Source organism: Pseudomonas wuhanensis (assembly GCF_030687395.1).
In the GTDB taxonomy this organism is placed as follows: Bacteria; Pseudomonadota; Gammaproteobacteria; order Pseudomonadales; family Pseudomonadaceae; genus Aquipseudomonas; species Aquipseudomonas wuhanensis.
On sequence record NZ_CP117430.1, the window covers coordinates 3,573,321 to 3,596,688 of the forward strand.

General features: G+C 61.3%; 19 protein-coding genes. 13 read left to right on the forward strand and 6 right to left on the reverse strand.

Translation table 11 applies throughout. The features are described from left to right. Window positions 1-86: 86 nt before the first annotated feature. A complete protein-coding gene (locus PSH88_RS16235) occupies window positions 87-527 on the reverse strand; it encodes a carboxymuconolactone decarboxylase family protein (RefSeq protein WP_305421516.1) in 441 nt (146 codons plus the stop codon). 205 nt (window positions 528-732) lie between these two features. On the opposite strand from PSH88_RS16235, the gene pdxR reads away from it, so the two are divergent. From pdxR to PSH88_RS16250, 3 genes are all read left to right on the forward strand, one after another. Then, window positions 733-2,166 (forward strand): MocR-like pyridoxine biosynthesis transcription factor PdxR, encoded by a 1,434-nt coding sequence (gene pdxR, locus PSH88_RS16240; protein WP_305421517.1) that lies wholly within the window; start codon window positions 733-735, stop codon window positions 2,164-2,166. Between the two features lie 123 nt (window positions 2,167-2,289). Further along, the gene (locus PSH88_RS16245; RefSeq protein ID WP_305421518.1) at window positions 2,290-2,583 is read left to right on the forward strand and encodes a putative quinol monooxygenase; all 294 of its coding nucleotides are present in this window, start codon (window positions 2,290-2,292) and stop codon (window positions 2,581-2,583) included. A 269-nt stretch (window positions 2,584-2,852) separates the two neighbouring features. Then, complete coding sequence (locus tag PSH88_RS16250) at window positions 2,853-3,272, forward strand: cupin domain-containing protein (RefSeq protein ID WP_305421519.1); 420 nt, start codon at window positions 2,853-2,855, stop codon at window positions 3,270-3,272. 196 nt (window positions 3,273-3,468) lie between these two features. Here PSH88_RS16250 and PSH88_RS16255 read toward each other — a convergent pair whose 3' ends face one another. Further along, on the reverse strand, window positions 3,469-8,376 hold the full coding sequence (locus PSH88_RS16255; protein WP_305421520.1) for an NAD-glutamate dehydrogenase: 4,908 nt from the start codon (window positions 8,374-8,376) through the stop codon (window positions 3,469-3,471). 501 nt (window positions 8,377-8,877) lie between these two features. Between PSH88_RS16255 and PSH88_RS16260 the strand changes: the two genes are divergently transcribed. From PSH88_RS16260 to PSH88_RS16305, 10 genes are all read left to right on the forward strand, one after another. Then, window positions 8,878-9,231, forward strand: coding sequence for a hypothetical protein (locus PSH88_RS16260; RefSeq protein WP_305421521.1), 354 nt, complete (start codon window positions 8,878-8,880; stop codon window positions 9,229-9,231). A gap of 288 nt (window positions 9,232-9,519) precedes the next feature. After that, window positions 9,520-10,479, forward strand: coding sequence for an AAA family ATPase (locus PSH88_RS16265; RefSeq protein ID WP_007901181.1), 960 nt, complete (start codon window positions 9,520-9,522; stop codon window positions 10,477-10,479). Window positions 10,480-10,484: 5 nt separating this feature from the next. After that, on the forward strand, window positions 10,485-11,429 hold the full coding sequence (locus PSH88_RS16270) for a DUF58 domain-containing protein (RefSeq protein WP_305421522.1): 945 nt from the start codon (window positions 10,485-10,487) through the stop codon (window positions 11,427-11,429). Next, complete coding sequence (locus PSH88_RS16275) at window positions 11,426-11,920, forward strand: DUF4381 domain-containing protein (RefSeq protein WP_305421523.1); 495 nt, start codon at window positions 11,426-11,428, stop codon at window positions 11,918-11,920. Before PSH88_RS16270 ends, PSH88_RS16275 begins: the two co-directional genes overlap by 4 nt. Continuing rightward, window positions 11,913-13,007, forward strand: a complete 1,095-nt coding sequence (locus PSH88_RS16280; RefSeq protein WP_305421524.1) for a vWA domain-containing protein — start codon at window positions 11,913-11,915, stop codon at window positions 13,005-13,007. Before PSH88_RS16275 ends, PSH88_RS16280 begins: the two co-directional genes overlap by 8 nt. Then, window positions 13,004-14,740: a tetratricopeptide repeat protein gene (locus PSH88_RS16285; RefSeq protein WP_305421525.1), complete on the forward strand. Its 1,737-nt coding sequence runs from the start codon at window positions 13,004-13,006 to the stop codon at window positions 14,738-14,740. The genes PSH88_RS16280 and PSH88_RS16285 overlap by 4 nt, the downstream gene beginning before the upstream one ends. Then, window positions 14,737-16,389 (forward strand): BatD family protein, encoded by a 1,653-nt coding sequence (locus PSH88_RS16290; RefSeq protein WP_305421526.1) that lies wholly within the window; start codon window positions 14,737-14,739, stop codon window positions 16,387-16,389. Before PSH88_RS16285 ends, PSH88_RS16290 begins: the two co-directional genes overlap by 4 nt. A gap of 260 nt (window positions 16,390-16,649) precedes the next feature. Beyond that, window positions 16,650-17,894 carry an exonuclease SbcCD subunit D C-terminal domain-containing protein gene (locus PSH88_RS16295; protein WP_305421527.1) on the forward strand — a complete coding sequence of 415 codons (1,245 nt, stop codon included), beginning with the start codon at window positions 16,650-16,652 and terminating at the stop codon, window positions 17,892-17,894. Next, window positions 17,891-21,532 (forward strand): AAA family ATPase, encoded by a 3,642-nt coding sequence (locus PSH88_RS16300; RefSeq protein ID WP_305421528.1) that lies wholly within the window; start codon window positions 17,891-17,893, stop codon window positions 21,530-21,532. The genes PSH88_RS16295 and PSH88_RS16300 overlap by 4 nt, the downstream gene beginning before the upstream one ends. Beyond that, window positions 21,529-22,125, forward strand: a complete 597-nt coding sequence (locus PSH88_RS16305; RefSeq protein WP_305421529.1) for a glutathione S-transferase — start codon at window positions 21,529-21,531, stop codon at window positions 22,123-22,125. Before PSH88_RS16300 ends, PSH88_RS16305 begins: the two co-directional genes overlap by 4 nt. Window positions 22,126-22,144: 19 nt before the next feature. On the opposite strand, the gene PSH88_RS16310 is transcribed toward PSH88_RS16305, so the two are convergent. The 4 genes from PSH88_RS16310 to PSH88_RS16325 form a co-directional block, all read right to left on the reverse strand. Continuing rightward, a complete protein-coding gene (locus tag PSH88_RS16310) occupies window positions 22,145-22,402 on the reverse strand; it encodes a hypothetical protein (RefSeq protein ID WP_305421530.1) in 258 nt (85 codons plus the stop codon). Then, a complete protein-coding gene (locus tag PSH88_RS16315) occupies window positions 22,399-22,611 on the reverse strand; it encodes a hypothetical protein (protein WP_305421531.1) in 213 nt (70 codons plus the stop codon). The genes PSH88_RS16310 and PSH88_RS16315 overlap by 4 nt, the downstream gene beginning before the upstream one ends. Window positions 22,612-22,726: 115 nt before the next feature. Next, complete coding sequence (locus PSH88_RS16320) at window positions 22,727-22,852, reverse strand: hypothetical protein (RefSeq protein ID WP_305421532.1); 126 nt, start codon at window positions 22,850-22,852, stop codon at window positions 22,727-22,729. A gap of 206 nt (window positions 22,853-23,058) precedes the next feature. Beyond that, window positions 23,059-23,238 carry a hypothetical protein gene (locus PSH88_RS16325; RefSeq protein WP_030130499.1) on the reverse strand — a complete coding sequence of 60 codons (180 nt, stop codon included), beginning with the start codon at window positions 23,236-23,238 and terminating at the stop codon, window positions 23,059-23,061. Between the last annotated feature and the right edge of the window lie 130 nt (window positions 23,239-23,368).

Genomic DNA, 23,368 nt, shown 5'->3' on the forward strand with positions numbered 1-23,368 from the left:
GAAGAATGCACCACGGTTTTTCAGGTATTACGCGTCATCGTTCTTCGCGGGCAGCCACGCTCCCACAGGTACTGCGTCTTAACTTATCAATCACTGGGCGTTTGCCGAAAGCTCACCGCCAGGCGATTCCAGCTGTTGATGGTGCTGACGGCCACCGTCAGGTCGACCAGTTCACCTTCGCTGAACTGCTCCCTGGCCAGTGCGTAAACGTCATCTGGCACGTGGCTTTCCGAAAGCAGCGTTACCGCTTCGGTCCAGGCCAGGGCCGCCCGCTCCCGAGGGTTGAAGAAGTTGCTGTCGCGCCAGACCACGATCGCATACAGCCGGCGGTCGCTCTCGCCGAAGCGGCGCGCGTCCACCGAGTGCATGTCGGTACAGAAGGCGCAGCCATTGAGCTGCGAGGCGCGGATTCTGATCAGGTTCAGCAACGCCGGTTCGATGCTCAGGTCGCGGGTCAAGGCCTCCATGGCGATCATGGCTTTCATCGCTTTGGGGGATGCGCTGTAGTAATCCAGACGGGAGTTCATGGGGCGACCTCGTGGATCGGATAGGTGACTCCAAGGTAGAGCCTGTCCCCTGAACGTCACAGGTCCAATTTGTCGAAAAAACCATGGACCGCCCGGTAGCAGGCCAATCGCAGGTTTTTCGCCCACGCAACTTCTGCGCAGGCGTTCATGCGGGTAATCTGGCGCGACGCACAGTCGCCTCAACCGCCCCAGGAGCCCCGCCGGTATGGAACTTCATGTTGTCATCAACGGCCGCAAGGACCTGGCAGGCCAGTTGTACCGGCAACTGCGCGACGCCATTGAATCCGGCCGCCTGACAGCCGGGACGCAGCTGCCGCCCAGCCGCTTGCTGGCCGAACAACTGGGGATCTCGCGCAAGACCATTTCCGACACGTATGCGCAATTGACCTATGAGAACTTCCTTACCGGGGTGATCGGCAAAGGCACTTACGTCAATGCCCGGGCGGCGAAAACCGTCCGCAAGCAGAGCCATTCGGAGCTGGCGAGCTTTGATGTCATCGAACGCTGGCGCAGCCTGCCGACATTCTTGCGCCACCCGACGCTGGAAGGCTCATTGCGTTACGAGTTCATTGGTGGCGCCACCAGCAAGGGTCAGTTTCCGCAGGACGATTGGCGCCGCTGCACCTCCCATGCCTTGCGCCAGATAGCCGGTTCCAAAGGTTTCTATAGCCAGCCCGAAGGCCTGCCGGCGCTGCGCAATGCGATTGCACGGCACATCGCGTTTTCACGTGGGGTCAATTGTCAGGACGAAGACGTGGTGGTGTGCAACGGCGCGCAACAGGCGCTGGACCTGATTTCCCGGGTGTTGACCCAACCGGGCAGCCTCGTGGCCATGGAAGACCCCGGCTACCCGCCAGCGCGCCTGTTGTTCGCAAGCCATGGCGCGACGGTGGTTGGCGTGCCGGTGGATGCGCAAGGCATTCAGGTCGAGCACATTCCCGATGGCACCCGGCTGATTTACGTCACCCCGTCCCACCAGTTCCCTTTGGGCATGCCCATGAGCCAGCCCCGCCGGGAGGCCCTGCTTGCAAGGGCCTATGAGCTGGGGGCGATCATTATCGAAGACGATTACGACAGCGAATTCCGCTACGAAGGCCGGCCCACCGACTCGCTGCAAAACCTGGATCAGCGCGGCATCGTCGCCTACGTCGGCACGTTCTCGAAGACCCTGTTGCCGGAGCTGCGGCTCGGTTACGCGATTTTGCCACCGGCGATTCTCGAAGCGGTGATCCGCGCCAAGCAGCTCACCGACCTGCACACCTCCACCCTGCCCCAATGGGCGCTCGCCAAGTTCATCGCCGAAGGCTGTCTGCTCAAGCACATCCGGCGCTGCCATACGATTTACGCCGGGCGCCGCGAACGGATTCTGGCGCGCATGGCGGGCGACCTTTCGCCGTGGTTTGAAGTGGTGCCGACCACAGCCGGGTTCCACATGGCGGTGCTGTGCAAGGTGCCGGTCGATATTCCATTGGTGATCGAATTGGCAAAAAAAGTCGAAGTGGGGCTCTATGCCCTGGACAGCTTTTTTTACCAGCAAACGCCGCGGGCCGGGCTTTTCCTGGGGTTCGGCGCGATCGAAACCCTGGACATCGACATCGCCCTGGACCGGTTAAGGGACATTTTGCAGCAGCTCGGCTGAGGGATTGGTCTGCGGCTTTATCCGGCGATTGGCTATTGGCGGTCTGGGGGGGCAGGCCTATCCTGATTGGGCGTTATCCCTCAATGAGCAGGATTCGTCCGGCCTGATTCAGGAGTGTGAGCAATGTCCAATGAAGTGATCACCACCGTAAAGGTGCAGGCCGCCGCCGGCCGCTCGGACGAACTGGGTAAGCAACTGCAAAAGATTGTCGACACCCTGCGCGAACTACCGGGCTGCGATTCCTATATGGTCGACCGCTGCCCCGAGGACGGCACCCGCTGGACGGTCAGCGCCCGCTGGCAATCGGAAGCGGCCATGCAATCGCATTTCAACTGCCCCCAAGTGCAAGGCTTTATCGGCCTGATCGACAGCCGACTGGCCAATGCCGTCGACTTCAACAGCTTTCCAATCGTCTGACAAACACCTGTGGCGAGGGAGCTTGCTCCCGCTCGTCTGCGCAGCAGACGTAAATCCGGCGAACGCAGTCTGTCTGGTCCTGCGCGTCCACCGGTTTTGGGGTCGCTTCGCAACCCAGCGGGAGCAAGCTCCCTCGCCACAGTTCATCACCCCTTAGCCCTGCGCACTCTGTGATTGGTCCCCTCACCTTCCCGAAAATTGGCCGTTTGATTGCCCGATAGCGCGGCTTACTGTGGTCCCTGACGACTCACCACCTCAGGTAATCAACCATGAATGCGCTTCGTTTTTTTGCTGCTCCTCTCGCCGCCCTGACGCTGAGTGTTTCAGCCCTGGCCTTCGCCCACGACACCGCACCCCCTTCAGAAAAAATCACCGTCCTGCAGGACCAGATGCTGAAAAACGCACCCGGCAAAAAAGCCTTGATGATCGAAGTCGATTACGAGCCCGGCCAATCGTCCATCGCCCATAAACATCAGGGCACGGCCATGGCTTACGTGCTTTCGGGGGAGATCATTTCTCAGGTCAAAGGTGAAAAAGCGATCACCTACAAGGCCGGCGAGTTCTGGTACGAACCGGCGGGGTCGGAACATCTGGTCTCGAAAAACGCCAGCGCCACCCAACCCGCCAAGCTGCTGGTGTTCATGGTGTTGGCGCCGGATGAGAAAGTGTTGATTCCTTTGGAGAACTGATCGCCGAGGTGATGCTGACGGCCTCATCGCGGGCAAGCCCGCTCCCACAGTGTCCGTGTCGTGCTCAACTCCTGAGTCACCCACAATACCTGTGGGAGCGGGCTTGCCCGCGAAGAGGCCCGCCCAGCCGCTGCAAATCTCAGACAAAAAAAAAGCCCCATCTCTTTCGAGACGGGGCTTTTTCATTCAACGCCTATCAGGCAGCCGGCTCCAGCTCGGCGCTGACAGTCGTATTGGCAGTGGCAGGCACCACCGCTTGACCGCTCAACGCCACATCCAGCAATTCACGGTTGGCCACCGCGTACATGGCGTAGTCAGTGCCGCTGGCGGCACGGATTTCCACCAGCATGGCGCGCCAGCGTTCGATCATGCCTTCGTGCTCTTCCATCCACAGCGCCAGGCGTGTTTCCACGTCCAGGGTGCCGTCGCCCTGTTGCAGGACCGAGATGGTGATCGCACGTTGTTGCCAGTCGACGTCATCGCGGAACGCTTCACGGGCCAGGGCCTGCCAGTTGTTTTCAACCGGCAGGGCGCTGATCTGTTGCAGGTACCAGGTGATGTCCAGCGCGCTGCCCACGGCGAAGTAAGCCTTGGCCACGTCCGCCGGATCCTGGCCGGTCACGTCAGAGGCTTCGATGATCGGCAGCAAGGTGTACAGGTGCGTAGTGCCAGCCACCATGCGCGCCAGCAACTCCGGCACACCGGCTGCGACGTACGCCTGATAGCGGGCCTGCCAGGTTTCGCGAATTTCGCCACTGAGCAGTTCGTCGAGCTTGAGGCCCAACTCCTTCAGGTGCGGACCGAAATGCGCGACGTCACGGGCAGCATTCTGCTCGTTGCGGCGGGCACGCAGGAACCAGCGCGTAGCGCGGCGGCCCAGACGCATCAGCTCGTCCATCAGCTCCAGTTGCACGTCAGCGGAAACCTGATAGTCCAGCGCTTCGATCTGACGGAACCAGTGCGGGAGATGGAAAATGTCACGCACAATCACGTAGGCACCGGCCACGTTCGCCGGGCTCATGCCGGTCGACTCTTTGAGTCGTTGAACGAAGGTGATGCCCATGTGGTTCACCAGATCGTTGGCGATCTGGGTGCTGACGATTTCGCGCTTCAGACGGTGACGGCGCATGGCGTCGGAGAACTTGCTCACCAGCGTCGGCGGGAAAGCGGTTTCCATGTCGCGGGTCAGGTAGTCGTCGTCCGGCACCAGGGAGTTGAGCAGCGCTTCCTTGAGGTCGATCTTGCTGTAGGAGATCAGCACCGACAGCTCGGCACGGGTCAGCCCATGGCCTTCCGCGAGGCGCTCGTTGATCGCTTCTTCCGACGGCAGGAACTCGATGGCGCGATCCAGCTTGCCGCGGCCTTCCAGATCGTTCATCAGGCGCTTGTATTCGGCGATGCGCACGAAAGCACGGCGTGCCGCCAGGGACAGGGCCTGAGTCTGCTTGTAGTTGTTGCCCAGCACCAGGTTGCCGACTTCGTCGGTCATGCTCGCCAGCAACTGGTTACGTTGCTTGTCGGTCATGTCACCGGCATGCACGACTTCGTTGAGCAGGATCTTGATGTTCACTTCGTGGTCGGAGCAATCCACGCCGCCGGCGTTGTCGATGAAGTCGGTGTTGGAACCGCCGCCATTGAGGCCGAATTCGACACGACCCAGCTGAGTCATACCGAGGTTACCGCCCTCGCCCACGACTTTGCAGCGCAGTTCGTTGCCGTTCACGCGCAGCGCATCGTTGGCCTTGTCGCCGACATCGGCGTGGCTTTCGGTGCTGGCTTTCACGTACGTACCGATACCGCCGTTCCACAGCAGGTCTACCGGTGCCTTGAGCAAGGCATTGAGCAGTTCGGTCGGGGTCAGCTTGTCAGCCTGAATGTCGAAGCGCTCTTTCATCTGCGGGGAAATCGCGATGCTTTTTGCGCTGCGCGAGAAGATCCCGCCGCCTTCGGACATGATGCTGGTGTCGTAGTCCGACCAGGCCGAACGCGGCAAATCGAACAGACGCTGACGCTCGGCGAAGCTGTTGGCTGGCTCCGGGTTCGGGTCGATGAAGATGTGCAGGTGGTTGAATGCAGCGACCAGTTGCAGCTTGTCGGACATCAGCAAGCCGTTACCGAACACGTCACCGGCCATGTCGCCGACGCCCACCACAGTGATGCTGTCTTCCTGAACATTGATGCCGCGCTCGCGGAAGTGGCGCTGTACGCCAACCCACGCGCCCTTGGCAGTGATGCCCATTTTCTTGTGGTCGTAACCGGCCGAGCCACCGGACGCAAAGGCGTCGCCGAGCCAGAAGCCGTAGTCGATAGCGATGCCGTTGGCGATGTCGGAGAAGGTCGCAGTGCCCTTGTCCGCCGCCACCACCAGGTACGGGTCATCGTCGTCATGACGCACGACGTTGGCCGGCGGAACCAGCACGCCGTCTTTAAGGTTGTCGGTGATGTCCAACAGGCCCGAGATGAAGATGCGGTAGCAGGCGATGCCCTCGGCCGCGATCTCGTCACGGCTGCCGCCCAGTGGCAGGCGACGCGGCAGGAAGCCGCCCTTCGCACCCACCGGTACGATGACCGAGTTCTTCACTTGTTGGGCTTTTACCAGGCCCAGGACTTCGGTGCGGAAGTCTTCTTCACGGTCGGACCAGCGCAGGCCGCCACGAGCGACGTTGCCGAAGCGCAGGTGCACGCCTTCAACGCGAGGCGAGTACACGAAGATTTCGAACTTCGGAACCGGCTTCGGCAGCTCTGGAATCTGGTGCGGGTTGAACTTGAAGCTGAAGTAGGACTTGTTCTGACCGTGCGCATCGGTCTGGTAGAAGTTGGTGCGCAGGGTCGCTTTGATCAGGTCCAGGTAGCGACGCAGGATGCGGTCTTCGTTCAACACCTGGACATCGTCCAGTGCGCTCAGAATCGCGTGTTCCAGACGCTGCTGCTTGTCTTCCAGATCGTCAGTACCGAGCTTGCGCGCCAGGTAGAAACGGGTCTTGAACAACCGGGTCAACTCGCGAGCGATGTCGGTGTGGTTGTTCAGGGTGCTGGCGATGTAACCCAGGTCGAAGCCCAGACGGATCTGCTTCATGTAACGCGCGTAGGCACGCAGCAGCGCCACATCGCGCCATGGCAGGCCGGCGGTCAGCACCAGACGGTTGAACGCATCGTTCTCGGCATCGCCACGCACGATGTGGACGAAAGCGTCCTGCAAGGTGTCGTTGAGTTGCTGGATGTCGAGTTCCAGTCCTTCGGCGGCGGTGAACGCGAAGTCGTGAATCCAGAACTCGCGGCCGCTGTTGTGGCGCAGGCGATACGGGAATTCACCCAGTACGCGCAGGCCGAGGTTTTCCAGGATCGGCAGTACATCGGACAACGCCAGCGGCGTGTCGGCGTGATACAGCTTGCAGTGCAGCTCACGTTGGCCCGATACCTGACCCAGTGGCTGATAGAAGCTCATCACCAGCGGATTCTTTTCGCTCAGGCTCAGCAGATGCTGCATGTCGACCACAGCCGAGTGGGCGGCGAAACGCTCGCGGTAACCGGCCGGGAAGCCTTTCGGGAAGTCGGCCAGCACGTTGGTGCCCTGGGCTTCGCCGAAGCTCTCGACCACCAGGCTCGCGTAGTCGTCCTGCCAGCTGCGGCAGGCCTGCACCACTTCTTTTTCCAGCAGCAGTGGATCGATATCCAGACGGTTCTTCGGATCGACGCGCAGAATCAGTTGCACACGGGCCAGCACGGACTCGGAGAAGAAGGTCCAGAACTCGCAGTCCGAGGCTTTCAGGCGATCCATCAGCACTTGCTGGATCTTCTGGCGCACTTCGGTGGAGTAGATGTCACGCGGCACGTAGGCCAGGCAGTAGCAGAAGCGGCCGTACGGGTCTTTGCGCAGGAACACGCGGATCTTGTTGCGTTCCTGGATCTGCACGATCGACATCACGGTGGTGAACAGCTCGTCCACCGGGGTCTGGAACAAGTCGTCGCGCGGCAACACTTCAAGCACCTGGGCCAGTTCCTTGCCCAGGTGAGCCTTGGCCTGGAAGCCCGAACGCTTTTCGATGACCTCGACCTTGCGACGGATGTAAGGAATGACCCGCACGCTTTCGCCATACACCGACGAGGTGTACAGGCCCATGAAGCGGCATTCCTTGATGACCTTGCCATCGGCATCGATCTGGCGGATCGACACGTAATCCGGATACGCCGGACGGTGCACGCGGCTTGGGTGTGCCGCCTTGGCGAACGACAGCGGTGTCGGTTCGCGCAGGTAATTGACGGCGTAGTCTTCGATGCGCAGGTCATCGACGCTCAGGCCGGCGCGCAGCAGTCGGGTCAGCCCGAGGAACGAGTCCTGGTCATATTCGATGTAACCGCCCTTCTGATCCTCGCCCACCTGGAATTCTTCGTAGCCCAGGAAGGTGAAGTGGTTGTCCACCAGCCATTCCAGGAAGCTCTTGATTTCCGATTTTTCGTCGGCATCGACGATGAACTGGCTGTTGTCGATGCCTTGGATCATTTCCTGGACCTTGGCTTTCATCGGTTCGAAATCGGCGACCGCGACGCGGACTTCACCGAGAACCTGTTCCAGTTCTTTGGTCAGGACATTGAGTTCGGCCGTGTTGGCGCAACGGTCGATTTCCAGGTACATCAGCGATTCTTGCAGAATGCCTTCGCCCTGGGTGCCTTTGGGCAGGATTTCCAGCAGCTCGCCCTTGCTGCCGCGACGCACGCTCAGCACAGTGGTTTGCAGGGTATGAATGCTGTAGCCGCGACGGTTCAGCTCGGTGCGCACCGAATCCACCAGAAACGGCAGATCGTGGTGCAGCACTTCGACGGCGGTGTGGGTCGACTGCCAGCCGTGACGTTCGTAATCGGGGTTATAGACACGCACTTGTGGATGCGCGTGATCGAAGCGCTCAAGCAGGCGCCACGCAGAAAGGGTGCAGCCGGCGAGGTCGGACAGCCGACGCTGGGTCAGCTCGTCGAGGGAAATAATGCCGAAGAATTGCTCGGCGAACAGCGCCACTTGTGGCAGTGCCTGTTCACTGATGTGCTGCGCCAGTGCCGCTTGCAGTTGGTGCTGGAAGTCGGCTTTGCTGGCTGCGGTGAAGAACGCCATCTGTGGTACTCCGCTTGGGCTTGTTATTGATGGAAGCGTCGCGTGCAAACCCCTTTCGGGGCAATCCGTCACCCTGTTCCTGATTCTCGGGCAGAGGAAACAGGATGACAGGTGGATGAAGCTGGACGAGACACTCAGGTCACATTCACCTTCCATAAATGGGCATCTGCAAAAACGACTGCCAAGGCAACAGGCAATGCCTTTACGGGTGCTCATCCGTTGCGCAGCTTAACGAGTGCGGCAAGGGCCATGCTTGCAGCGCTGCGACATATTCGGTCATCGGTACGCAGCGCGCGGCTTGCGCCTTGAACAACACTAGCAGCCGCACAGCAAAACGGGCGGTTTATACCCTGATTTACGGTGTCTGCGTACTAGAAATGACCAGCAACACACTGAGTGTTCACGACACATTCTCTGACACTCGGGCGAGCATTAATTCCCCTGCGCTGGCAGAATCACCTTTTGTAGTGCTCACCACCTTCGTCGGCCCAGGAAATCCCCATGCAAATGACCACCCCCCTCTTGATCGTCAATCCGTGCGATGACGAAGAAGACAACATGGCGATGCTGTGCTGCCACAGCGAACAGGGCGAAATGTTCCTGATGACTCGCTACCCGGACGAAGACGAACTGGAAATCACCCTCGACGGCGAACCCTCCACCCTTGATGGGGTGAAAGTGACGCTCAGTTCTAGCCGTTTGCTGATCGAAATTGCCGCGGCGGATGCCGATGCACTCAATGGTGACGATTCGCTGGAAATCCTGCACAGCACCGATGCGCAGGATCTGGCGGAAGTGGAAGAAACCTTGCAGAACATTCTCAAGGGCACTGGCACCTATATAAGCCAGCTCTGATGGTGTTCGGGCAGGCCTCATCGCGGGCAAGCCCCGCTCCCACAGGATCTGATGTGTTGCAAAGATTGCAAGCGCACCGCTGAAACTTGTGGGAGCGGGCTTGCCCGCGATGAGGTCAGAACAGCCACCGCCCAGCCCCCCTACAAAATTCCAACAATTTCACCCATCAATTCCCGCACTTTGCACAAAATGCCGTTAGTCGCCGCACCCTGCGATGGATTAAAGTAACGCCCCCAGCCCTGGCGTTATTCGAACGTCTTCGCTCACCCTTTCCAGGAACAGTCATCGATGGAACATCGTGAAGCGCTGCTCGCGCTGCGAACCTTTCTTTCAACGCAGATTCTCGGCCAGGAAAAACTCATCGAGCGCTTGCTCATCGCCTTGCTCGCCGACGGCCACATGCTGGTCGAGGGCGCCCCTGGGCTGGCCAAGACCAAGGCCATCAAAGAGCTCGCCGAGGGCATCGAAGCACAGTTCCATCGCATCCAGTTCACCCCCGACCTGCTGCCGGCCGACATCACCGGCACGGAAATCTATCGCCCGGAAACCGGCAGCTTCGTGTTCCAGCAAGGCCCGATCTTCCACAATCTGGTGCTGGCGGACGAAATCAACCGTGCCCCGGCCAAGGTGCAGTCGGCCCTGCTTGAAGCCATGGGCGAACGCCAGGTCAGCGTCGGGCGCAGCACCTACGACTTGTCGCCGCTGTTTCTGGTCATGGCCACGCAAAACCCCATCGAGCAGGAAGGCACCTACCCGCTGCCCGAAGCCCAGCTCGACCGTTTCCTGATGCACGTGAAAATCGGTTTCCCTGACGCCGCCGTCGAACGGCGGATTCTGCAACAGGCCCGCGGCGAAGCACTGCATGGCGAAACCAAGCCTGAACGCCGGGTCAGCCAGCAGGCGATCTTCGCCGCGCGCAAGGAAATCCTCGGGTTGTACATGGCCGACGCCGTGGAGGAATACCTGGTGCAACTGGTCATGGCCACACGCACCCCGGCCAAGTTCGACCCGGAAATGGCCGAATGGATCGCCTACGGCGCCAGCCCGCGTGGCTCCATTGCCCTGGACCGTTGCGCCCGGGCCCACGCCTGGCTGGCCGGTCGCGACTTCGTCAGCCCGGAAGACATTCAGGCGGTGCTGTTCGATGTGTTGCGCCACCGCATCATTCTTTCCTTTGAAGCCGAAGCCGCTGGCATCGACCAGGACCGGGTGGTCCAGCGGATTCTCGACGTCGTAGCCGTCGCTTGACCCCGATGAGCGCCCTCCTGCCGCCCGAGCCGGGCATCCGCGTCAGCCTCGCCGAGCTGATCGAGATGCGTCATCGCGTGCGTGAAGTGCAGCTGTTTTCCACGCCGAGCCAGCGCAGCCCGCTGATCGGCCTGCACCACTCCAAACTGCGCGGGCGCGGGGTGGACTTCGATCAGGTGCGGGTCTATCAGGCCGGCGATGATGTGCGAAGCATCGACTGGCGTGTCACCGCCCGCACCCAGGAGCCCCATACCAAGCTGTTCCACGAAGAACGCGAGCGACCGATTTTCATCATGGTCGAACAGAGCCGCCGGCTGTTTTTCGGCTCGGGGCTGATGTTCAAATCGGTGCTGGCCGCCCAGGCGGCGAGCCTGATTGGCTGGGCCGCTTTGGGTCATAATGACCGGGTCGGCGGGCTGGTGTTCGGCGACGACGAGCACTACGAGATCAAACCGCGACGCAGTAAACAGAGCCTGCTGCAATTGCTCAATCGACTGGTGCGGGTCAATCAGTCGCTGCACACCGAACGCGAGCCGGACCGCGACGCCTTCGGCATTGCCCTGCGCCGCGCCCGGGAAGTATTGCGCCCTGGCAGCCTGGTGATTGTGATTTGCGACGAACGCGCCTTGTCCGACGGTGCCGAGCAGCAGTTGAGCCTGTTGTCACGCCATTGCGACCTGTTGCTGCTGCCCGTGTCCGATCCGCTGGATCACGCCCTGCCCGCTGCCGGGCTTTTACGTTTCGCGGAACGGGGGGCGCAGCTGGAACTCGACACGTTGAATTTCGACTTGCGCCAGGCCTATCGCGCACAAGCGGAGGCGCGTATCGCCCGCTGGGAGTTGCTGGCGCAGAAACTACGGGTATTGTTGATGCCGTTGAGCACCCAAAGCGAAATGGTCGAGCAACTGCGCGAATACCTGAACCCGCAGCGTCCGGGGAAAGGCCGATGAGCAGCCTCGATCAACTGCAACCGCTGATTTCCCCGCCACCCATCGGCTTCTGGCCGCCGGCGCCGGGCTGGTGGCTGCTGCTGTTATTGCTGCCGCTGATCGGTTACGGCCTGTGGCAGTTGCGCCGCTTCATCCCGAACAAGCGCCCTATCGTCCGCGCCGAACAACCGCTGGACCCGGTACGTCTCGCTGCGCTGGCCGAACTCGCCCAGATGCCCAAGCCCTACGACGGCGCCCCGGCCGGTGCCTGGTTGCAGCAACTCAATGGCTTGCTCAAACGTCTGTGCCGCAACCACTACCCCTACAGCCAAAGCCACACCCTTAATGGGCGCAAATGGCTGGCGTTCCTCGATAACCGCTGCCCGGCCGCCGGCCTCACGCGCTGGATGGTGCTGGTGGAAGGCGCCTACAAACCCGAATGCAAACTCGACGACAAGGCCATTGCCGGCCTGACGCAAGCCGTCGACACCTGGATTCGCAAACATGTTTGAGTTCGCCTGGCCGTGGATCTTCGCCCTGCTGCCACTGCCGTGGCTGATGCGGGTGCTGCTGCCGGTGGCCGACAGTGGCGAACCGGCGCTTAAAGTCAGCTTCCTCAGCGACCTCGAAGGCCTCGCTCGCCGCCGCGCCCGGGCGAATCTGCCGGCCTGGCGTCAGCAAGCACCGTTCATTTTGCTGTGGCTGTTGCTGCTGATCGCCGCGGCGCGCCCGCAATGGCTCGGCGACCCCCTGCCGGTTGCCGCCAGCGGCCGCGATCTGCTGGTGGCGGTGGACGTGTCCGGCTCCATGGATTTCCCCGACATGCAGTGGCAGGACGAAGACGTCAGCCGACTGTCGCTGGTGCAACATTTGCTCGGTGATTTTCTCGAAAGTCGCGACGGCGACCGGGTCGGGTTGATCCTGTTCGGCAGCCAGGCCTATCTGCAAGCGCCTCTGACCTTCGACCGGCACACCGTTCGCGTGTGGCTCGACGAAGCGCGGATCGGCATCGCCGGCAAAAACACCGCCATCGGCGATGCCATCGGCCTGGCCCTCAAACGCCTGCGCCAACGCCCGGCACAAAGCCGCGTGCTGATTCTGGTCACCGATGGCGCCAACAACGGCGGCGAAATTGACCCGCTGACCGCTGCACGACTGGCGGCCAACGAAGGCGTGAAAATCTACCCGATCGGTATCGGCGCCGATCCGGAACAAAGCGGCACCCTGGGATTCCTGGGCATCAACCCGAGCCTGGACCTCGACGAACCGGCCTTGAAGGCCATCGCCCAAGCCACCGGCGGCCAGTACTTCCGCGCCCGCGACGGCGAGGAGTTGCAGGCGATCAAGCGTACCCTCGACAAACTGGAGCCGGTGACCCAGCAACCCACTCAGGCCCGCCCGGCCCAAGCGTTGTATCACTGGCCTTTGGCGATGGCACTGCTGTTGAGCATGCTGCTGGTCATTCGCGAGCGCTGGCCGGATAACCCGTTGCAACGGCTGTTTACCAAGAAGCTGTTTACCAAAGAGCGGTTTCTGCAATCGCAACTGCCCGACTGGCGTCAGCGACTCAAACGCCTGCGCCTGCGGAGGCGCCGATGATTGCCCTCTGGCCGCACTGGTTCCGCCCTTGGTGGCTGCTGTTGTTGCCGTTGCTGGGCTGGTTGCTCTGGCAACTCTGGCATCGGCAGAAGCGCGCTGGCCGCTGGCAAATGATTCTGCCGCCGGCCTTCCATGCCGCGTTGCTCAGTGGTGGCAGCGGTCGCGAGAGCAAACTGCCGTGGGTCGCCCTGGGTCTGGCCTGGGTGTTGACGGTGCTGGCCCTGCTGGGGCCGAGCTGGCAGCGCGTCGAGCAAACCAGCCAGAAACCCGCCGACCCGCTGGTGGTGTTGCTTGAGCTGACCCCGGAAATGCTCGCCACCGACAGTGCGCCGAACAGGCTGGAACAAGCCCGGCGCAAACTGTTCGACCTGCTGCAAAACCGCAGCGACGCCCAGACTGCAATCATCGTCTATGCCGGCAGCGCCCACACCTTGGTGCCGCTGTCGGATGACCTGTCGACCAGCCGCAACCTCGTGGATGCACTCAAGCCGTCGCTGATGCCCCTGGCCGGTCATCGTGCCGATCTGGCGGTGGCCAAGGCCCTTGCGCTGCTGGATCAGGGCGCCCTCGGCCAGGGTCGGATCCTGCTGATCGGTTCGTCGCTGACCGAACAAGAACGCCAAGGGATTCGTCAGGCGCTGGACGACAAGTCCACGCCATTTCTGATGCTCGGTATCGGCACCGCCGAAGGTGCGCCGGTCGCTCAGGACGACGGCAGTTTCCTCAAGGATGACTTGGGCGCAATTCTGGTGCCCCGTCTGGACGGCCCCAGCCTGAAAGCCTTTGCCAACGGCCTGGGCGGACGTTATCGCCAGGCGCGTCTGGACGATGCCGACCTGCGCGGCCTTGGCCTGCTCGATGGCCCACGGGACCTGCGCAACGACGGCCAGACATTACGCCTCGACACTTGGGCCGATCAGGGATACTGGCTGCTGCTGCCACTATTATTGCTGGCCGCCTGTGCCGGGCGCCGGGGTTGGCTGTTCTGCCTGCCGCTGCTGTTCATGCTGCCACAACCGAGTTACGCCTTCGACTTCGAAGACCTGTGGCTGCGTCCCGATCAGCAGGGCCTGCATTTGCTCAAACAAAAGCGCCCGGCCGAGGCCGCGCAGCATTTCGAAGATCCGCAGTGGCAAGGTGTGGCGCTCTATGAAGCCGGCGACTACAGTGGCGCCGCCCAGCGGTTTGCCCAAGGCACCGATGCCCACGCCCACTACAATCGGGGTAACGCCCTGGCCAAAAGCGGTGAGCTGGAAGCGGCGCTGGATGCTTACGATCAAGCACTGGAACGTCAGCCGGATCTGCGCCCGGCCCTGACCAACAAGGCACTGGTGGAAAGCCTGCTCAAGCAGAAAACCTCAGCGCCGCCCGTCGAGCCGGACAAAACCGCCGAGGGCAAAACCGAAACCATCACCCAGGAACCGCCGCCAGGCAGCGCCACCCAACCCAGCAATAGCGAGCCGCAAACCGACGCCGAGCAAACCACGCCGGACGCCGAGCAGCCGCCCACGACGCCACCGCAACCGGGCGCCAATGAAGTCCCGGGCAGCGAGTTGGGGGATGAGCAAAGCACCACGCCACCTCGGCGCCCGGCCAGCGACATGATTGAAGGCGAACAGCGCCAGGCGCTGGAGCAATGGCTGCGCAAGATTCCGGATGACCCCGGCGAATTGCTCAGACGCAAATTCTGGTACGAACAGCAACAACATCAGGATCAGGAAAAAACTCGATGACCCGCTTCACCGCCCTCTTGCTCGCATTGTTGCCCGCCCTGTTGCTCTGCACCGCTCAGGTCCAGGCTGCAGAGCTGGTCGCCAGCGTCGATCGCAGCCGCCTGAATTCTGGCGAGACGGTCGAACTGACCCTGGAAACCAGCGACGTGACCCAGTTCGGCAAACCCGACCTGACCCCACTGGAGCCGCTGTTCGAAGTGCGCGGCACCCGTCAGGTCAACCAACTGAACACGCTCAACGGCAACACTCAAGCAACCACCCGCTGGATCATCACCCTGTTGCCCCGGCAAAACGGCAGCGTGGTGATTCCGTCGCTGCAACTGGGCGACGCCCAGAGCCAGCCGATTACCCTCCAGGTGATCGAAAGCGAAACCCAGGACAGCAGCAACGCACTGGCGCCGGTGTTCATCGAGGCCAGCCTCGACCAGAACAGCGTCTATGTGCAGGCTCAGGCGATCCTGACCTTGCGCATCTACCATTCTGTGTCGCTGTACGACGACAGCAGCCTGACCCCGTTACAAATTCCCGATGCGCGCATCGAACAGTTGGGCGAGTCGCGCACCTACGAAAAAGTCATCAATGGATTGCGCCATGGCGTGATCGAAATGCGCTACGCGATCTACCCGCAACACAGCGGTGAATTGATTATTCCGGCGCAAATGTTCAGTGCCACGCCGGTCGATACCCGGCCGTCCCAGGACGCAACACCCCAAGGGCCTAAACCGGGCAAGCAGATGCGCGTCAAATCCGCCGAGATCCCGCTGACGGTCAAGGCCAAACCCGCCACCTATCCCGCCGATGTGCCCTGGCTGCCGGCCCGCAGCCTGAGCCTGAGCGAAAGCTGGAGCCCGGAACCGGATAATGCGCAGGTCGGCTACTCGCTGACCCGCAGCCTGACCCTGAACGCCGAGGGCCTCGCCAGCTCCCAACTGCCACCCTTGCCCGCCACAGAGATCAACGGTCTGCGGCGCTACCCGGATCAACCGGTGCTGGGCAACCAGAGCAGCGATCGCGGCTTGATCGGCAGTCGCGAGGACCGTGAAGCCCTGGTGCCGACCCGCACCGGCAACATTGATTTGCCGAGCGTGGAAGTGGTCTGGTGGAACACCTTCGAAGATCACCTGGAACACAGCAGCCTGCCCGCCCGCACGCTGCAAGTGGCGAGCAATCCTAGCCTGATCGTCGATACTCCGGCGGGCAGCCCGCAGGCAGTCTCCAGCGCCAGCAACGAAGCCCTCTGGTGGTGGAAACTCAGCACGGCGATCCTGGCCTGCACCACGCTGCTGGGCTTCGGCCTGTGGTGGCGCGCCCGCTGGCAACCGGCGATCCTGCGCGCGACGCAGACCGGCCCGAGCCCACGCACCCTGCTCGATGACCTCAAACGCGCCTGCCAGGCCAACGACTCCCACGCCACCCGCCAGGCCCTCGACGCCTGGGCCCGGCAACAACCGGAAACCCTGGCCGACATGGCGGCGCGTTTTGTGCCGCTGTCCGACGCCCTCGATGGCCTGAATGGCGCGCTGTACAGCGAAACCGGCCAGTATTGGCAGGGCGAAGATCTCTGGCGCGCGATTCGTGCGATCCCGACGGCCGAAGGGGTTCAAGACCTGGTTGGCGATACTGGGTTGCCGCCGCTTTATCCGAAATAATCACCGCACCCTGTGGCGAGGGAGCTTGCTCCCGCCGGGCTGCGAAGCGGCCCCAAGACCACATCACTCGTTTCTTCTGGCATAACGCTTCAGCCATTTTGCGCCTGCTGCGCAGCCGAACGGGAGCAAGCTCCCTCGCCACAGGTCTTCGGTTCGATCAGATCCATCGCGCCATCCCATGTGTTTGCCAGTAAACTCTCCCCTCTTTAGCCGCCACCATTTTCCCCGCGGCCATTACCTTATTTCCTACGGAGTACGCCTTGCGTCTGTTTCACACCTCCGACTGGCACCTTGGGCAGAACCTGCACGGCCAGGAGCGCGATTTCGAGCACGCCTGCTTTCTCGATTGGCTGCTGCGTCAGCTGAAGCTGGATCAGCCCGATGTACTGCTGATAGCCGGCGATATCTTTGACACGGTCAACCCGCCGGTCAAAGCCCAGGAACGCCTCTACGATTTCATCGTCAGCGCCCATGAACAGCAGCCATTGCTGACCATCGTGATGATCGCCGGCAACCACGATTCCGGTTCGCGGATTGAACTGCCGGCGCCGTTGATGCGACGGTTGCGCACTCACGCCCTCGGTCGCGTGCTGTGGCTCGATGACGGTCAACTGGATGCCGAACGCCTGTTGCTGCCGTTGCCAGATGCCAGCGGCGAAATTGCTGCCTGGTGCCTGGCGCTGCCGTTCCTGCGCCCCGCCGAAGTGACCGGCGCGCATTTGGGCGATAACTATTTGCGCGGCATCGGCCAGGTTCATGAATGGCTGATCGAAGCAGCAAACATCAAGCGCAAGCCGGGGCAGGCGCTGATTGCCATTAGCCACGCGCACATGGCTGGCGGTTCGGTCTCGGAAGATTCCGAGCGCAGCCTGATCATTGGTAACGCCGAAGCCCTGCCCGCCAGCCTGTTCGGGCCGAGCATCAGCTATGTCGCCCTCGGGCATTTGCACAAGCCGCAGAAGGTCAACGGTGAAGAGCGCATTCGCTACTGCGGCTCGCCGATTCCGTTGTCGTTCTCCGAGATCAATTACCAACATCAGATCCTCGACATTCAACTCGATGGCGAAACATTGGTCAGCGTCGAACCGCGCCTGATTCCGCGCTCCGTCCACTTGCAACGCCTCGGCTCCGCACTGTTGGCGGAGATTCTGCTGCAACTGGCCGACCTGCCCAACATTGACCTGCTCGCCGATATCCAGCGTCAGCCGTGGCTGGAAGTGCGGGTCCGTCTCGACGAACCGCAACCGGACCTGCGCCATCAAGTGGAAACAGCGCTGCAAGGCAAAGCCGTGCGGCTGGTGCGGATCGCTGCCGAGTACGCTGGCAATGGCAGCCACGAGGGCGTCGATGACGGCACAACTTTGATCGAACTGGATCAACTGACGCCGCAGGAGCTGTTCAGCCGCGCGTGGCAGGACAACTACGGCAGCGAGGTCGACGAGCAAACGCTCAAGGACTTCGCCGAGCTGCTGCAGGACGTGCAGATGGAGAGCGAACAACCATGAAAATTCTCGCGATCCGCCTGAAAAACCTCGCCTCCCTGGCCGGGCCTTTTGAGATCGACTTCACCGCTGAACCCTTGGCCAGTGCCGGTCTGTTCGCGATTACCGGGCCGACCGGTGCCGGCAAAAGCACGCTTCTCGACGCCCTGTGCCTGGCGCTGTTCGGCGCCGTGCCGCGGCTGAACAACACCGGCCGCGACGCCAAGGTCCCGGACGCCGATGGCGAAATCGGCACTGGCGACCCGCGCACACTGCTGCGGCGTGGCACCGGCGAAGGGTATGCAGAAGTGGATTTCGTCGGCATCGACGGTCGCCGTTATCGCGCTCGCTGGGAGGCCAATCGCGCTCGGGAAAAGGCTGGTGGCAAGCTGCAAGCCAGCCGTCAGAGCCTGCGCGACATCGATCAGGATCAGCTGCTGGCCAGCCAGAAAGGCGAATACAAAGCACAGCTCGAAGCCGCGCTGGGCCTGAACTTCGAACAATTCACCCGCGCCGTAATGCTCGCCCAGAGCGAGTTCAGCGCCTTCCTCAAGGCTGACGACAATGACCGCAGCGAACTGCTGGAAAAGCTCACCGACACGGCGCTCTATACCCGTCTCGGTCGCCGCGCCTTCGACAAGACCAAAGAAGCTCGCGAAGCCCATAAGTTACTGCAGGATCAGGCCACCGGGGTCACGCCGCTGTCGCCGGAAGCCCGGGCCGAGCTGGATGAGCGCTTCAACGACGCTCAGCAGCAACTCAAGACCCAGCAGGCGCAGCTCAAACAGTTGGAGTTGCAACACACCTGGCTCAAGGACCTGCGCCAGTTGCAGGACGCACAACAGAGCGCCACCGAGCAACTGCACTGCGCCCAACAACACTGGAACAGCCTCGCCGGCGAGCGCTTGAAGCTGACCCGCCTGGAGCAACTGGCGCCGCAACGGCATCAGTTCGCGCGCAAGACCGAACTCACCGCCCAGCTCACGCCGCTGGCGGCGCAGATTCAGCAACACACGCAACAGCAAAGCGAGCTGACCGAGCGACAGACTCAACTCGAACAGAGCCTAAGCGCTGCGCAAACGGCGCTGACCCACGCGCAAAGCCAACACAGTTCCAGCGCGCCCCTGCTGCGTCAGGCCTTCGAAGAGCAAAGCACCCTCGCCCGCCTGGTCAAGGACGCCAGCCTCAGTGCCGATCTCAAGCTGCAGGCGGAACAGGCCTGCACTCAGGGCCAGGGGACGATTCAGGGTTTGCTCGACCAACAGAAACAGGTCGCCGAACGGTTGCAGCAGATTGCCGGTGAGCTTGAGCAAAGCACCCATCTGGCGCCGTTGAGCGATGCCTGGAACGCCTACCGCGATCGTCTGCAACAATTGATGCTGATCGGTAATCGCCTGAACAAGGGCCAGGCTGAACTGGCCGCTTTGGAGCAAAGCGCCGCCCGCGCTGCTGAGGAACTGGCCACCCAGCGCCAGAGCCTTGAAGTGCTGTACAAAGAGGCCGGCGCCGAGCCTGAAGCGGTGGCCGAGCAGATTCAGATTCTCGGCAGTCTGCTGCAGGACAACCGCAAGCAACTGCGGGCCTTTGAAGAGTTGACGCGACTGTGGGCCAGCCAGCAGGAACTGGACAAACGCGGCGCCGAGCTTCAGCAGCGGCAACTCGCCGCTCAGCAAGACCGCGATCGTCTGACCCAGGCCGGTGTGCAGACCAAGGCCGAGCTGGCCGTCGCCGAACAGACCCTAACCGTCACCCGCGAACTGCTGGAACGCCAGCGTTTGGCGCGCAGTGCCAGCGTCGAAGAACTGCGCGCGCAGTTGCAGGACGATCAGCCGTGCCCGGTTTGTGGCAGCCCGGACCATCCTTATCATCAGCCCGAAGCCCTGCTGCAAAGCCTCGGCCGGCATGATGAAAGCGAACAGGCCAACGCTCAGAAAGCCGTCGACCTGCTCAAGGAAAAACTCACCGATCTGCGCGCCGAAGTCGGCGGCTTGATTGCTCAGCAGAAGGAATTGCTGCAACAGCAAGAACAGCTCGCGACTCAGCAACAAGGCCTGACACCAAGCCTGGAAGCGCACCCACTGTCCGCTCAGCTATTGGCCCAGGACGCAAGCAAACGCGACGCCTGGCTAACGCAACAAAGCAGCCAGTTGAACCAGAGCATCACCCAGGATGAACAACGGCAAACCGCCCTGCTCACCCTGCAACAGGATGCCGCACGCCTGGCGCAACAACTGCGCAGCGCCGAAGCCGCGAATCAGCAAGCGACACAACACCTGATCAACCAGCAACGCGAGTTAAGCAGCGATCGTCAACGTCTGGACGAAGAACTGACGGCGTTCAGCACCCTGCTCCCGGCCGACACGCTGGAGGCCTTGCGCAACGAACCCGCCGCGACCTTCATGCAACTCGACCGGCAGATCGCCCAGCGCCTGCAACAACTCGACCAGCAGCGCGAAGAACTCGGCGAACAGCAACAACGTCAGCAGACGCTGGAGAAAGAACAGTACCAACAGCAGATCCGCACCCAGCAGTTGGACGCCGCGCAACAGCAGTTCACCGCGCTGGCCGGGCAGCAACAGGCTTGCCAGGAAAAACTGACTCAACTGCTGGGCGAACATGCCAGCGCCGAACAGTGGCAGCAGCAACTGGATCAGGCCGTCGAGCAGGCGCGCGCTGCCGAAGCGACGGCCAATCAGCAATTGCAAACCGTGCACACGCGGTTGGTGCAACTGGCCGCGGAACTCAAGGCGCAGCAGGAACGTTCGCAGGCCCTGGAAACTGAAGACCGTGAGTTGAGCGGCAAGATCGCCGACTGGCGCGCGCAGCATCCAGAGCTCGACGACGGCGGACTGGAAGATTTGCTGAGCGTCGACGACCAGCAGGTCAGCGAACTGCGTCAACGATTGCAGCAGAGCGAAAAAGCCATCGAGCAAGCCAAGGTGCTGCTGCAAGAGCGAGATCAACGCTTGCTCGATCATCAGGCGCAGCACAACGGCAATCTCGACGCCGAACAACTGGCCACGGCGCTCGCCGAGCTGCAAAACCTGTTCGTCGCCAGCGAACATCGTTGCGCCGAATTGCGCGCAGAGCAGGCCGAGGATCAGCGTCGACAGAATGCCAATCAGGCGCTGGCGCAGCAGATCGCCGACGCCTACACCGAGTACCAGCGCTGGGCACGCCTGAATGCGCTGATCGGTTCGGCCACCGGCGACACCTTCCGCAAAATCGCCCAGGCCTACAACCTCGACCTGTTGGTGCATCACGCCAACGTCCAGTTGCGGCAACTGGTGCGGCGCTATCGGTTGAAACGTGGCGGTAGCATGCTCGGGTTATTGGTGATGGACACCGAGATGGGCGATGAACTGCGCTCGGTGCATTCGCTGTCCGGTGGCGAGACGTTCCTGGTGTCGCTGGCCCTGGCGCTCGGTTTGGCGTCGATGGCGTCGAGCACGTTGAAAATTGAATCGCTGTTCATCGACGAAGGCTTTGGCAGCCTTGATCCGGAATCCCTGCAACTGGCCATGGACGCCCTCGATGGTTTGCAAGCGCAGGGCCGCAAGGTCGCGGTGATTTCCCACGTGCAGGAAATGCATGAGCGGATTCCGGTACAGATTCAGGTCCACCGCCAAGGCAACGGTCTGAGTACGCTGGAGGTGAAATGAATACGCTGTATTCGTTCCGCCGCTGCCCCTACGCCATGCGCGCCCGCATGGCGCTGCGCTATTCGGGGGTTGCGGTGCAGATCGTCGAGGTCAGCCTCAAGGCTAAACCGGCCGAAATGCTCGCACTGTCGAGCAAAGGCACGGTGCCGGTGCTGAGTGTGGATGGGCGGGTGATCGATGAGAGCCTGGAAATCATGCGCTGGGCGCTGGCGCAGAACGATCCGCAGGATTGGTTGCTCAAGGATGATCCTCAGGGACAGCAATGCAGCGCCGCGCTGATCGATGAGAACGATCAAGTGTTCAAGGTGCACCTGAATCGCTACAAGTATGCCGAGCGTTATCCCGAGCAGCCGATGGCGTTTTACCGGTCAGAGGGCGAGATATTCTTGCGCAAACTGGATGAATTGCTGGAGGGGCGTGACTACTTTCTGGCCGGGCACCCGAGCCTGGCGGATGTCGCCGTGATGCCGTTCGTGCGGCAATTCGCCCACGTGGATCGCGAGTGGTTCGGGCAGACGCCTTATGTGCGATTGCAGGCGTGGTTGCAGCGCTTCATCGAGTCAGACCTGTTCACATCAATAATGAAGAAATAACCGCGCCCCCTACGGCGATTCATGCCAATACCGAGCACATCCCCAACGCCGAGCAATCCACCTGGAACGGCCCAAAGAATTCGCCATTGGATTTGATCGGCGGATTGCCCACCAGCAACCCCAAGGCCTTGGCCGTCTGAATGTTGTGAGCGATGTTGTGGTTGCATTCGATGGCTCGTGCCACCGACCCCGCCGAGCCCTGCCCGATCCCCAACAACGAAGCGCCATTGGTCATGAATGCCAGGAAGGCGATGACCCAGAGTTTGTGCCCTTTCATGCCCCCACCACTCCCGCCACATCAGCGTGATCGACCATTCCGTTTTGCGCGCGGTGTTCGAATTGAATGGCGGGATAAGCGACCTGAATCGGTGCTTGAAGGCTTTGTTGCGATTGAGCCGAAAGGCTGACGACCAACACCATGGCCACGTAAAGACCGATGGCCAGGTAGGCGCCGTATTTGGCAGAAGTGATGATTGCGCTGGCCATGGTGTTCTCCGTGGGCATGTTTCAGTGCTCACAGAATCGATCAAAAAACAGAAGATAACTAGCGAGCTTTATGCATAGTAACTATCAGTTTTATTGATCTAGAACCCAGCGTGTTTCAGTCCTCGATAAAGCTCATCAAGCGCTCACGGGCCGCTTCCAGCTCGTTGGGAACGGGCTCGGCGGCCGACAGAATCGGGGTGGAATAGAGAAACAGGAGAACCACTGCCAGACGCATCGCCATGCTGTCGATCCTTATTGGGGAAGGAGTCAAAAAATCAGCGTCAAATTTAAACTCATGGCCATGTGATATCAAGCAATACATTGATAGCAATATGATGCTGTCGTAAACGCGTTATGCAGGAGCGACATCACTTTGGGGCTTTTCGATGCCTTACAGCTCGATCGGCAAGTGACTTCGCTCCTGCATAAAGGGTGCAGGCTTACATTTCAGTGTTGGATTTTGTGATCCAGCGCGGCGTAGAAGTTGGCGCTCTGTTGCAGGTATTTCTGGGTGTAGCTTTGGGTGTGGGATTTTTTGTCACTGATTTCAACGTTGGCGTTGGCGGGCAGTGCAACAGTGGCAGAGATAGCGGAAGCGGCGATAACAGAGAAGAGATTGAAGTTCATGGCGGTATTCCTCGATTCAGTTGGCTTGCTTGCCCGGTAGGGCCGTGAAGCAAACTTAACTCCCGAGGCTCGGCGCCTTGAAATGCTTTGTAGCATTAGCCGATATCAGTCTCATTAATAGAAGGTTGCA